General features: G+C 67.6%; 11 protein-coding genes. 4 read left to right on the top strand and 7 right to left on the bottom strand.

Annotated elements, in window-relative coordinates:
• The first annotated feature begins 3 nt into the window (after window positions 1–3).
• From AC3WVS_RS05955 to scpA, 4 genes are read left to right on the top strand one after another with little or no spacing between them, the layout of a single operon-like run.
• Window positions 4–291, top strand: coding sequence for an MSMEG_0570 family nitrogen starvation response protein (locus tag AC3WVS_RS05955; protein WP_492317802.1), 288 nt, complete (start codon window positions 4–6; stop codon window positions 289–291).
• A gap of 35 nt (window positions 292–326) precedes the next feature.
• Complete coding sequence (locus AC3WVS_RS05950; RefSeq protein ID WP_492317801.1) at window positions 327–1613, top strand: MSMEG_0569 family flavin-dependent oxidoreductase; 1287 nt, start codon at window positions 327–329, stop codon at window positions 1611–1613.
• Window position 1614: 1 nt separating this feature from the next.
• The gene (locus AC3WVS_RS05945; RefSeq protein WP_492317800.1) at window positions 1615–2451 is read left to right on the top strand and encodes a Pnap_2097 family protein; all 837 of its coding nucleotides are present in this window, start codon (window positions 1615–1617) and stop codon (window positions 2449–2451) included.
• The gene (scpA, locus tag AC3WVS_RS05940; protein ID WP_492317799.1) at window positions 2448–4637 is read left to right on the top strand and encodes a methylmalonyl-CoA mutase; all 2190 of its coding nucleotides are present in this window, start codon (window positions 2448–2450) and stop codon (window positions 4635–4637) included. The genes AC3WVS_RS05945 and scpA overlap by 4 nt, the downstream gene beginning before the upstream one ends.
• 74 nt (window positions 4638–4711) lie before the next feature.
• Here the strand turns inward: scpA and AC3WVS_RS05935 are convergent, their stop codons facing one another.
• From AC3WVS_RS05935 to AC3WVS_RS05905, 7 genes are all read right to left on the bottom strand, one after another.
• The gene (locus tag AC3WVS_RS05935; protein WP_492317798.1) at window positions 4712–5521 is read right to left on the bottom strand and encodes a putative hydro-lyase; all 810 of its coding nucleotides are present in this window, start codon (window positions 5519–5521) and stop codon (window positions 4712–4714) included.
• Window positions 5522–5548: 27 nt separating this feature from the next.
• Complete coding sequence (locus AC3WVS_RS05930; protein WP_492317797.1) at window positions 5549–6892, bottom strand: MFS transporter; 1344 nt, start codon at window positions 6890–6892, stop codon at window positions 5549–5551.
• 505 nt (window positions 6893–7397) lie between these two features.
• A complete protein-coding gene (locus AC3WVS_RS05925) occupies window positions 7398–7637 on the bottom strand; it encodes an acyl-CoA carboxylase biotin carboxyl carrier protein subunit (protein ID WP_492317796.1) in 240 nt (79 codons plus the stop codon).
• Between the two features lie 42 nt (window positions 7638–7679).
• Complete coding sequence (locus AC3WVS_RS05920) at window positions 7680–8453, bottom strand: LamB/YcsF family protein (protein WP_492317795.1); 774 nt, start codon at window positions 8451–8453, stop codon at window positions 7680–7682.
• A complete protein-coding gene (locus AC3WVS_RS05915) occupies window positions 8446–9420 on the bottom strand; it encodes a 5-oxoprolinase subunit C family protein (RefSeq protein WP_492317794.1) in 975 nt (324 codons plus the stop codon). The genes AC3WVS_RS05920 and AC3WVS_RS05915 overlap by 8 nt, the downstream gene beginning before the upstream one ends.
• Complete coding sequence (pxpB, locus tag AC3WVS_RS05910; protein ID WP_492317793.1) at window positions 9417–10205, bottom strand: 5-oxoprolinase subunit PxpB; 789 nt, start codon at window positions 10203–10205, stop codon at window positions 9417–9419. The genes AC3WVS_RS05915 and pxpB overlap by 4 nt, the downstream gene beginning before the upstream one ends.
• Entirely contained in the window at window positions 10202–11623 is a 1422-nt protein-coding gene (locus AC3WVS_RS05905) for an acetyl-CoA carboxylase biotin carboxylase subunit (protein WP_492317792.1), read from the bottom strand. The genes pxpB and AC3WVS_RS05905 overlap by 4 nt, the downstream gene beginning before the upstream one ends.
• Between the last annotated feature and the right edge of the window lie 102 nt (window positions 11624–11725).

Here is an 11725-nt window from a genome sequence, read left to right as displayed (position 1 = left end):
GCCATGCCGGTTACCCATTTCCGCATCCGCTGGCCTGACCAGACCGAGATGGCCTGCTATTCCCCATCCTCCATCGTCACGAAGCATTTTGCCGCCGGGACGGCGTATCCGCTGGACGAGTTCGTCGAGCGCGCGCGTACCGCGCTGGGCGCCGCTTCCGAGCGGGTGTGTGCCAGGTACGGCTACGCCTGCTCCTCCGCGATGGACCAGCTCCGCATCCTGGAAATCGCCGCGCAGCGGTTCCAGGGTCGGGAGGACGCCACCGTCCAGTTTCTTGGCTTTGGCAGCTAGCCGATTTCCAAATTCCTCGCCTCAAAGGATCCAACATGTCCCACGTCATCAACACCAATCCGGGCCAGGCCGCAGAGCCCAGGCACTACGGCGTCATCATTGTCGGCGGCGGCCAGGCCGGACTATCGATGAGCTACTTCCTGAAGCAGGCCGGCATCGATCATCTGCTCATCGAGAAGCACACGGTCACGCACACCTGGCGCACGCAACGCTGGGATGCGTTCTGCCTGGTGACGCCGAACTGGCAATGCGCGCTGCCGGGCTATCCCTACCAGGGTGACGAGCCGCACGGCTTCATGAAGAAGGATGAGATCGCGGCCTATCTCGATGGCTTTATCCGGACGGTCGGCGCGCCGGTGCTCGAGCATACCGAGGTGCGGCAAGTGAAGGCGCGCGCGCTGGGGGGATTTTCCGTGGTGACGAGCCAGGGCGCATTCACCGCGGACCAGGTGGTGGTGGCCTCGGGCGGTTATCACACGCCGATCGTGCCGCGCATGGCCGAGCGCTTGCCGGCGTCGATCCGGCAGCTGCAATCGTCCGAATACAGGAATCCCGAGTCGCTGCCAGACGGTGCGGTGCTCGTGGTCGGCTCTGGCCAGTCGGGCGCGCAGATTGCGGAAGACCTGCATCTGGCCGGCCGCAAGGTGTATCTCGCCGTCGGCGAGGCGCCGCGTTGCGCGCGCTTCTATCGCGGGCGGGACGTCGTGGACTGGCTCGCGGACATGAAGTACTACGATCTGCCCGTCACCGAGCATCCGCTGCGCGAGGGCGTGCGCGACAACACCAATCACTACGTCACCGGGCGCGACGGCGGCCGCGATATCGACCTGCGCAAATTCGCCACCGAGGGCATGGAGCTCTACGGCGTGCTCGACGACTACCTCGACGGCCGACTGCGTTTTGCGCCGGACCTTCGTCACAACCTGGACGACGCCGATGCGACCTACAACCGCATCAACGCGAGCATTGACAAGTTCATCGCGGAGCGGGGCATCGAGGCACCGCCGCCGAGCGTCTATGAGCCCATGTGGACGCCCCCGGCCGAGCGCACCGAACTGGATCTCCAGGCAGCCGGCATTGGTTCGATCATCTGGTGCATCGGCTTCCGACCGGATTTCAGCTGGCTCGAAGTGCCGGTGTTCAACGGCCGCGGTTATCCGGGTCACGAACGCGGCGTGACCGCACACGCCGGCCTGTACTTCCTTGGCCTGCCCTGGCTGCACACGTGGGGGTCGGGGCGATTCTCCGGCATCGCCCGCGACGCCGAGTACCTGGCCGCCCTGATCGCCGCAGGCCGGGGCGACACCGCGCTGGCCGCCTGACATGGAAGCCGTCGTCTCGCGCCATGTGGCCGGCATGCCCCAGTTGGCATATACCGGCCTGTCAGAGAACTGGCTGCTGAAGACCTGCGGCGACCTGCACTGGCGCCTGCAGGCCGCCGGCGCCGGCCTGGGGGTGCCGGACTTCAGGGATGCCGGAGGCCATCCGGTGTATGCGGCGTTCACCGCGATCCGCGTGCGCGACGCGGCGCCGCAAACGATCGGCGAGCACGCCGAGTTCAGCATCGGCTCGCGCATCGTGCCAGCGGGCGGCGTGAAGCACCTCAGCGAACATACCGTCGACATGCAGGGGGACCGCCGCGCCAGCGTGACGATGCTGTCCACCTTCATCCGCCGCACGCGTGAGCGGGACAACCGCTCGGTCGTGCGCACCATGCCGACCGTGGCCGCGCAGTGGGCCGGCGCCGGCTCGTCGGCCCAGGCGGCGGAACTGTCGCTGCTGGCACGGCGTTTTCGCTGCGGCGATTGGGGTACGCATCTCGGGCTCGATCAGGCCCGGCATCGCGTCTGCCACGCGGCCGAATACTTGCCGTGCCCCTGCAACGACTTCAACGGCGCCGACCTGCTGTACTTCGCCAGCTTCCAGGCCATGGTCGATCGCGCGGAATGGCAATGGCGCCGCGACGCGGATCCGCCCACGGTGTTCGCGCGGGACCTGTTCTTCCATGGCAACGTCAATGTCGGCGAGTCGCTGGAGCTGACCTTTTCCGCGCTGCGCGAGGACGAGGAGGGATTGACGCACTGGTGTGAGATCCGACGCAGCCGCGACGGCGAGAAGATCGCCGATGTGGTCACGCAGAAGCGCTGGAGGCAGCGATGAACGCGAAACGGGATGACCCGGCAGGCGCCCTTGAGCTGAAGCCGGTCTACGGGCCCGGCGACCTGACTGGCCTTGGCCACCTGGGCGGCATGCCCGGCGAGGCCCCGTTCGTTCGTGGCCCCTATCCCTCCATGTACCGCGGCAGGCCATGGACCATCCGCCAGTACGGGGGATACGGCGACGCCGCGACGTCGAACCTCGCCTATCGCGAGGCTTTGAAGCAGGGCGCGCAGGGCTTGTCGGTGGCCTTCGACCTGCCGACCCATCGCGGCTACGATTCCGACGATCCACTGGCGCAGGCCGATGTCGGCATGGCCGGTGTGGCCATCGACTCGGTCGACGATATGCGGCGCCTGTTCGAAGGCATTGCGCTGGACCGTGTGTCGGTATCGATGACAATGAGTGGTGCGGTGCTCCCCGTACTGGCAGCGTTCCTGGTCGCGGCCGAGGAATCGGGCGTCCCGTTCGAACAGCTGCGCGGCACCATCCAGAACGACATCCTCAAGGAGTTCATGGTCCGGAACACCTGGATCCATGCGCCGCAGCCGTCGCTGCGCATCGCCACCGACGTGGTCGAATGGCTGGCGGCGCATGCGCCGAAATTCAATGGCATGTCGATCTCGGGCTATCACTTCCAGGAAGCGGGAGCCGATCCGGTGCTGGAACTGGCGCTGACACTGGCCAATGCCAGGACCTATGTCGGCCTGCTGCGTGAGCGTGGCCTTGATGTCGACGCATTCTGCGGCGGACTAAGCTTCTTTTTCGGCGTCGGCAAGCAATTCTTCATTGAGATCGCCAAGCTGCGCGCCGCGCGGCTCCTGTGGCACGACATCGTGCGCGAACTGGGTGGCACCAGCGCGCGCGCCATGGCGATGCGCATGCATTGCCAGACTTCGGGCTGGACGCTCGCCGCGCAGCAGCCGCTCAACAATATCGCGCGCACCACGGTCGAGGCGATGGCTGCGATCTTTGGCGGTACGCAGTCGCTGCATACCAACGGCTTTGACGAGGCGCTGGCATTGCCGGGCGCGCAGGCCTCGCGGCTGGCTCGCGATACGCAACTGGTCCTCCAGCATGAATTTGGCCTGTGCGAGGTGGCGGACCCGTGGGCGGGCTCCTACCTGATCGAGTCGCTGACCGGCCGCATGGTGACGGAGGTTCGCGCGGTGCTGGCGCACATCGATGCCCAGGGTGGCACCCTGGCAGCCCTCGAATCCGGCTGGGTGCAGCGGCGCATCCACCAGGCTGCGCTGCGGACGCAGGCTCGGCTCGATGCGCAGGAAGAGGTCGTGGTGGGTGTCAACCGCTACCAGGAGCCCGACGGCAATGGCCAGGAATGCCTGGAGATCGACGGTACCCGGGTGCGCGTGCAACAGGCACGCCGCCTGGACGCGCTGCGCAGCCGCCGCGATGACGCTGCGGTCAGGCATGCGCTGGCGGCGCTGACCGAGGCCGCCAAGCGCGGCGGCCCCAACCTGCTCGCCGGTGCAATCGACGCGATGCGTTGCCGCGCCACGGTCGGGGAATGTACCCGGGCGCTGCTCCAGGTCTGGCCGCGCCATACGGTGCGGGCGTCCTACGACGCTGCGCTGTACGGCACGGCTCGCGCCGGCAACAAGGAATGGCTGGCGGCCTGCGAGTGCGTCAGTGCGCTGCGCGAGCGGCTCGGCCGCGCGCCCCGGATCTTCGTGGCCAAGCTCGGCCAGGATGGCCACGACCGCGGTGCGAAAGCGGTGGCGGCCGGGCTTGCCGATGCCGGGTTCGTGGTCGAACTGACGCCGCTGTTCCAGTCCGCCGATGCGGTTGCGTCTGCCGCCTGCGATGGAGACTTCGATGCCATCGGCATCTCCACGCTTGGCGGCGCGCATCTGGATCTGCTGCCGGCGCTGCTACACGCCTTGCGGCAGCGCGACTCCGATGTGCCGGTCTTCGTCGGCGGCATTGTTCCGGCAGGCCACAGCCGCTTGCTGCGCCAGTGCGGTGTGCAGGGGATTTTCGGACCGGGCACGCCGATGGAGATCATCGTGAGCACCATCGTGGCTGCGCTCACGTTGTCGAGGATGCTTACCGCCGTCCGCGCCTTTCCATTGACGCCTCCCGTTTGCTATCCAGACCATGACGGTAAAAATCTCCTCATTGAGCTGAGTTTCTGCAGTTTTCCCGGGACCACGCGGCGGGATGCATGATCTGCGTACTGGCGCCGATGCACTTCCTGGGATCGGTGCTGGGAGCGGCAAGCGCGAAAACGCCAACAGAAACCTCAGATAAGCGTGACGTCCTCGATCGCCACGTCGCCCACCAGCATGTAGCCGGGCGCATGCGTGATACACAGCGGCAGCCGCGTCTGCACGGCCGCGGCCTGAGGCGTCACGCCGCAGCCCCAGAATACCGGGATCTCGCCTGGCAGGATGGCGGTGGGCTCGCCTTCGTCGGGACGGTTGACGTCTGCAATGCCGATCGCTGACGGATCGCCGGCATGCACCGGTTTGCCATGCGCTGCCGGCAACGCTGCGCAGATCTCGCTGGCGCGCGCGGCCTGTGCCGGCGTATAGGGGCGCATCGACACTACCATCGGCCCGCGGAACGGCCCCACCTGCGTGGTCTTGATGCTGGTGCGGTACATCGGCACCACCTTGCCTTCATCGACATGCCGCACGGCCAGGCCGGCGCGCTGAAGCGCATCTTCGAAGGACAGCGAGCAGCCCAGCACGAAGCCGACAAAGTCGTCGCGCCACAACGCGCCGATGTCGCCGCACTCTCCGGCCAGCTTGCCATCGCGCCAGATCCGGTAGCGCGGCAGGTCGGTGCGCAGGTCGATATCTTCGCCCAGCCCCGGCACCAGCGGCGAGCCAGGCTCGGTCATGCCGATCAGCGGGCAGGGCACGGGGTTGGCACGGCAATAGCCGAGGAAATCGTCGGCCCACTGGCGTGGCAGGATCATCAGGTTGCCCTGCACGCGGCCGGGCGCCATGCCGGCAGTGTGCCCGTGCCAGGCACCGCTGCGGATGGCGGCGCGCGCGGTGGCCGGGCTGGCTGCCCAGCCGGGCAGCGCAACGGTAGCGTCATGCATGTCAGGTCGCTCCAGGCCGGTGGCGCGTTAGCGCAGCGCCTCGCGCGAGGTTTCCCTGACGCGCAGCAGCCCAAGCAATGCGATGCCCGAGCCGCCCATCAGCAGGTACGCGGGCGAGAGCAGGTTGCCGGTGGCGCCGATCAGCGCGGTAGCCACATATGGCGTCACGCCCCCGCCGAGGATGGCGCCAAGGTTGAAGCTGAAGGCCATGCCGGAATAGCGCACGCGGGTCGGGAACTGCTCGGCGTAGGTGGGATAGCCGACGGACTGCACGATCGGCATCGGCAGCGCCACGATCAGCATGGCGAGGAAGGCCAGGCCGATATTCTGCTGGTCCATCAGCGCCATCATCGGCACCACCAGCACGATGTAGCCGACAAAGCCGATGGCGAGCACCTTGCGCCGGCCCAGGCGGTCGGAAAGGGCGCCCCAGAACGGCATCAGCACCGCCATGGTGAGGCTGACGAAGGCCATGATCCAGTAGACGCTGGCCTTGTCGTACTGGAGGTAGGTGGTCATGTAGATGTTCATGAACACCAGGCCCACCCAATAGCCCACATTCTGCCCGAAGGACAACACCAGCACCTTGAGCACCGCGGGCGTGTGCTGGCTGAACACTTCCTTCAGCGGTGCCTTGGGCGGTTCGTTGTGTTGCTGGAAATGCTGGAATGCCACCGACTCTTCCACGCGCTTACGCACCAGGAACGAGATCATCACCATCGGGATGGCGCTCAGGAACGGGATGCGCCAGCCCCATGCCGTCATGGCTTCGCTGCCGAGGATGGAGGTGGTCAGCCCGCACACGGTTGCCGCCAGTGCGCCGCCGATGGCCACACCCACCGGCGTGAACGAGCCGAAGAAGCCGCGCCTGCCGGATGGTGCCGATTCGGCCACGTATGCCGCCGCGCCCGTGACTTCGCCCCCGGCGAAGAACCCTTGCACCAGCCGGATCAGCAGCAGCAACAGCGGCGCCGCAAGGCCCGCGCTCGCGGCAACGGGCAGCACGCCGATGGCGGCAGTGGCAACGCCCATGCCGATCACGGTGACCAGCAGCACGGCGCGTCGGCCGATGCGGTCGCCGAGCCGGCCCAGCACGATGCCGCCGATCGGGCGCATCAGGAAGGCGCTGCCGAAAACCGCCAGGATCGCCAGCAGCGACGCGGTGGCGTTGTCGCCCGGAAAGAACAGCGGCCCGATGGTGGCGGCCAGGTAGCCATAGATGCCGAATTCGTAGTACTCGATGGCTGTGCCGGCAGCGGCGGCCACCGCGGCCTTGCGGGCCACGGCGACATCGCCGGTGACTGGGGCCGAGATGGGGGCCGAGGCAGGGGCATCCGCCAGCGGCAGCGTGGAAGTGGGGGCGTTGGACATGATCACGTTTCCAGAAACAGGGTGAAAGAAGCCGCGCCGGCTGCCGGTGGCATCCTGCGGGTCCCGGGGTCTGAGCATGAATACCGGTACGCTGCGCCGCTGTAACCGCGGCTGCGTACCTGTTGTTAATGGACTGCCTGCTTTGTCAGGTCAGTCCTTGCTGCATTCACAGCGTTAATGCACGCATGGAAGCTCTGTTTTTTTCAGCAACAAACGTGCCAGTCAAAATCAACTGTGAAATTCCGTGGGAATAAGCGCGACTTGTCCTGGTCGGTGATGACCATCCATTTTGCTGTCTCCTTTTATTCGGTTGCGCCAGAATGAACTGGCTGGGTGCATGCCGTGTTCTCTTGCGGGGCACGGCATGCACTGCTGCCGCCGTATTACTGCCTGTTCATTGCTTCAGTACGGGCACTCATTAATGAGGTAATTCGCGTGCTCCCGTTCAGATAACGCATCAACAGCTACTGTCATTCCCGCGAAGGCGGGAATGACGGTGGTTAAATCAGCCCGCGGGAATAAACGCGCCCAATACCTGCCCTTCCTCGACTGGCTCACCCTCACCAACCAGGTACTCAGCCACATAACCGTCGGCGGGCGCTTCCACGGGAATTTCCATTTTCATGGATTCAATAATCACCAGCGTGGCATCGCGCGCTTGCGCAACATTTGGCACGGCCACGATCTTCCACAACGTACCGGTGGTCTCCGCGACGATGGGCAAGGCGTTCGGTTGGTCTGGCATGGGGGCTCTTGATTTGTTGATCCGGATTAGGGAGGGAGGCAGTCAGCGAACCGCCGTGGTACGCGGGGCGCGGACCGTGATGCCTTCGGCCTCCAGAGCGGCGCGAATATCGCGCGCGAAGCCGGCCGCGCCGGGCTGATCGCCATGGATGCACAGCGTGTCGGCGCGCACCGGCACGTCGGTGCCCTGCTGCGAGCGCACCACGCCGTCGCGGACCATGCGCAGCACCTGCGCCACCGCGGTGCCGACGTCGGTGATCATCGCGCCGGGCTGTCCGCGCGGCGTCAGCGATCCGTCCGCCTGGTAGCTGCGGTCGGCAAATACTTCCTCGGCGACCGCCAGGCCGGCCTCCCGCGCGGCGCGCACCATTGCCGAGCCGGCCAGGCCAAAGAACAGCAGGGCAGGGTTGACGTCGCGCACGGCTTCAGCAAGGGCGCGCGCCATGCCGTCGTCGCGCGCCGCCATGTTGTACAGCGCGCCGTGGGGTTTTACATGGGCGAGGCAACTGCCGGCGGCGCGGGCAAAGGCCTGCACTGCGCCGACCTGGTAGACGGTCAGGTTGTAGATCTCGCCTGCCGACAGCGTCATGGCGCGGCGGCCGAAGCCCTGCAGGTCGGCAAAGCCGGGATGCGCGCCCACCGCCACGCCCCGGGCCACCGCGGCCCGCACCGTTGCGGCGATGGTCTGCGGATCGCCGGCATGCAGGCCGCACGCGATGTTGGCGGAGCTGATATGGTGCAGCACCGCCGCGTCATCGCCAAGGCGGTAGATGCCAAAGCTTTCGCCCAGGTCGCTGTTGAAATCGATCTTAGCCATGGCCGCGCTCCAGCGCCGCGAAGGCCGCATCCTGCAACTGCGCGAGCCGTTGCGCTTCCTCCAGCTCGACCACGGTGAAGCGCACGCTCTCACCGGGCATGCGCTGCGCCAGCCGCGGCAGGTCCACGGCGCAGACATGGGCGATCTTGGGATAGCCGCCCGTGGTCTGGCGGTCTGCCATCAGCACGATCGGCTGGCCGTCGGGCGGCACCTGGATCGTGCCGAATGCCACCGCTTCGGACCACATCTCGCGCGGCGAGGACAGGGCCAGCGCCGGCCCTTCGAGGCGGTAGCCCATTCGGTCGGACTGCGCACCGATACGGAACTCCGCGCTGGTGAATGCCGCCTGCGCGGCGGCGCTGAAGTCATCCCACTCGCGCCCGCGCACCACGCGCAGCGGGGCCTCGGGCGCTGCCACGATGCCGGCGGCGAAGCGCGCCTGCGGCAGAGCCTCGGGCAGCGCGGCACGCGGGGCGCACAAGCCGATCACATCGGCCTTGCGCAGCGGCTTGCCCTGCAAGCCGCCATATCCGCCACGCACGAAGGTGCTGTGGCTGTTCATGACCGGATCCAGCGCAAAGCCGCCTGCCACTGCCAGGTAGGCGCGCAGCCCGCTCTTGCGCTTGCCGAAGCTCAGCGTCGCGCCGGCCGGCACCACGCATGCCTGCGCGGTGGGCAGTGGCGTGCCGTCGATGCTTGCGTCGAGATCGGCGCCGCAGACCCCCACGGCAGTGGCCGCGTCAAAGCGCAGCGTGGGGCCCATCAGTGTGATCTCCAGGGTCGCGGTATCCTGCGTATTGCCGACCAGCGCATTGGCCAGCCGATGCGCGCGCTCGTCCATGACGCCGTTGGCGGGCACGCCGAGCTGCTGGTAGCCGACGCGGCCGAGGTCCTGGAACGTGCTCAGCGCACCGGGCTTGATCACCTCGATGGCGGCGCCGGTTGGTTGTACCGGTGTAGTGGTCATCGAATCGCTCCATGGGCCGGTGAGGGGGTGCCTTGCGACGCGGCAATGTCGTCGAACTGTGCGGCCGAGACCGGCACGAAGCGCACCTGGTCGCCTGCATTGAGCAGACAAGGCGCATCGCGGTGCGGATCGAACAAGGCCAGTGGCGTGCGCCCGATCAGGTTCCAGCCGCCGGGCAGCACCATCGGATAGATCACGGACTGGCAGTTGGCCAGCCCGATCGAGCCGGCGGGCACGGCGGTGCGCGGCGTGGTGCGCCGTGGCGGGGCCAGGCGTGCGTCGAACTTGCCCACATACGGGTGGCCGGGCGCGAAACCCAGCATCAGCACTTCGACCGGCGCCGCACTATGCAGCGCGATCACAGCATCGGGCGCGAGCCCGCAGCTTGCGGCCACCTCCTCAAGATCAGGCCCGTGGTCGCCGCCGTAGCAGACCGGGATCTCGACCACGCGAGCGGAGGCGGTCAAGGCGCCGAGTGGCTCGGCAAGCAGCACGGACAGCGCTGCGCTCAGCGCCTGGAACGGTGCCGTGCCTGGCGCGGCGCTAACGGCGGACGGACGGTAGTGGATGCCCACGGTCGCCAGCGCGGGCACGATATCGGTCACGCCCGGCAATGCGGCGGCACCAATGCGCGCCGCCGCGGCGCAGGCTTGTCGATTGGCAGTGCTCAATGCGGTGGCATCACGGCCGGCCTCGAATGCAACCACGAGCAGGCGATCGCCCGACGGTTCGATGCGCCACGGGATGGCCGCGGCGGGTGCCATGTCGAGAGGCAGCGCGTTCATGGTTGCACCTCGGGCTGCACCTCGCTGGCGACGGCAGGCGCAGCCGCGTGCGGCGCCGCGCTCGCGCCGATCAGCCGGGCGCTCTCGCGCGTGACGAAGCCGGTATCGACCTGGCCCGCGCGGAAGTCGGGGTGCGCCAGCACGTTGCCAAGGAACTCGACGTTATGGCGAATCCCTTCGATGCGCGTCTGCGCCAGCGCGTCCAGCATCGCCTGGCGCGCAGACTCGCGCCCGGCGCCGTGCGTGATCAGCTTGGCGATCATCGGGTCGTAGTAGGGCGTGATGGTGTCGCCCGCGCGCACGCCGGTGTCGACGCGCAACGCCCGCATCGCTGGCAGCGCGAAGGCCGACAGCTTGCCCGGCGACGGCATGAAATGGCGGGCCGGGTTTTCGGCATATAGCCGGCACTCGATCGCCGCGCCCTGGCGGCGGATGTCGGCTTGCGCAACCCGCGCGAGGGTGCCGGCTGCAAGCCGGATCTGCGCCTGCACCAGGTCCCAGCCGGTGACCGCCTCGGTGACACCGTGCTCGACCTGGATGCGGGTATTCATCTCGAGGAAGAAGAACTCGCCGCTGTCGGCATCGACGATGAACTCGACCGTGCCGGCACCGCGGTAGCGTTGCGATTCGGCCAGCGCGACGGCCGCGGCAGTCATGCGTGCCAGCACCGCGGGCGGCAGGCCGGGTGCCGGGCTTTCTTCGATGATCTTCTGGAAGCGGCGCTGCACCGAGCATTCACGCTCGAACAGATGCACGGCCGTGCCGTCGCCATAGCCGAATACCTGGACTTCGATATGGCGTGCGCGCGCGACGTAGCGCTCCAGGTAAACGCTGCCGTCGCCGAAGGCCTTGAGCGCGAGCGCCTGCGTGGAGGCCGCCGTGGCTGCCAGCGTGTCGGGGCTATCGACGCGTTTCATGCCGATGCCGCCGCCACCGCCTGCGGCCTTGACCAGCAGCGGATAGCCGACTTGCGCGGCAGCGTCTTCCAGGCCAGCCAGCTCACCGGGCAGAAAGCGGATGCTGCCCGGCAGGACCGGCACCCCGCAGGCGGCTGCGATCTCGCGCGCGCGGTTCTTGTCGCCCATGTTCTCGATCGATTCGACCGAGGGCCCGATCCAGCGCATGCCGGCGGCCTCGGCGGCCTGGGCAAAGGCAGTGTTCTCGGAGAGGAAGCCGTAGCCCGGATGCACGCCGTCGGCGCCATGCGCCAGGCCGGCTGCCAGGACGGCTTCGGTATTCAGATAGCTTTGTGCCGCTGGGGCGGGGCCGATGGACATGGCCACGTCGGCCATCTGGCAATGCAGTGCACCGGCGTCGGCCTCGGAATACACGGCCACGGTCTCGATGCCAAGCGCCTGTGCGGCGCGGATGATGCGACAGGCAATCTCGCCGCGATTGGCTACCAGGATTTTTTGCATGTCAGGCTCTTGCTGCTTGGGGGCGGACACGCGGCGCTGGCTTCGGCGCCGCGTGGAGTGCCGGCCTGCGGGCCGGTCGGGGCGCGGCGTGGCCGCGCTTTT

Source organism: Cupriavidus sp. CPT47-8839-RL05A (genome assembly GCF_058792255.1).
Note: the sequence above shows the minus strand (reverse complement) of the source record. Positions and strands in the feature narration are given on the sequence as shown.

What these genes read in the sequence shown, in the direction of transcription:
- AC3WVS_RS05955 (WP_492317802.1), top strand. Translation starts at nt 4, where the DNA reads ATGCCGGTTACCCATTTCCGCATCCGCTGGCCTGACCAGACCGAGATG.
- AC3WVS_RS05950 (WP_492317801.1), top strand. Translation starts at nt 327, where the DNA reads ATGTCCCACGTCATCAACACCAATCCGGGCCAGGCCGCAGAGCCCAGG.
- AC3WVS_RS05945 (WP_492317800.1), top strand. Translation starts at nt 1,615, where the DNA reads ATGGAAGCCGTCGTCTCGCGCCATGTGGCCGGCATGCCCCAGTTGGCA.
- scpA (WP_492317799.1), top strand. Translation starts at nt 2,448, where the DNA reads ATGAACGCGAAACGGGATGACCCGGCAGGCGCCCTTGAGCTGAAGCCG.
- AC3WVS_RS05935 (WP_492317798.1), bottom strand. Translation starts at nt 5,521, where the DNA reads ATGCATGACGCTACCGTTGCGCTGCCCGGCTGGGCAGCCAGCCCGGCC.
- AC3WVS_RS05930 (WP_492317797.1), bottom strand. Translation starts at nt 6,892, where the DNA reads ATGTCCAACGCCCCCACTTCCACGCTGCCGCTGGCGGATGCCCCTGCC.
- AC3WVS_RS05925 (WP_492317796.1), bottom strand. Translation starts at nt 7,637, where the DNA reads ATGCCAGACCAACCGAACGCCTTGCCCATCGTCGCGGAGACCACCGGT.
- AC3WVS_RS05920 (WP_492317795.1), bottom strand. Translation starts at nt 8,453, where the DNA reads ATGGCTAAGATCGATTTCAACAGCGACCTGGGCGAAAGCTTTGGCATC.
- AC3WVS_RS05915 (WP_492317794.1), bottom strand. Translation starts at nt 9,420, where the DNA reads ATGACCACTACACCGGTACAACCAACCGGCGCCGCCATCGAGGTGATC.
- pxpB (WP_492317793.1), bottom strand. Translation starts at nt 10,205, where the DNA reads ATGAACGCGCTGCCTCTCGACATGGCACCCGCCGCGGCCATCCCGTGG.
- AC3WVS_RS05905 (WP_492317792.1), bottom strand. Translation starts at nt 11,623, where the DNA reads ATGCAAAAAATCCTGGTAGCCAATCGCGGCGAGATTGCCTGTCGCATC.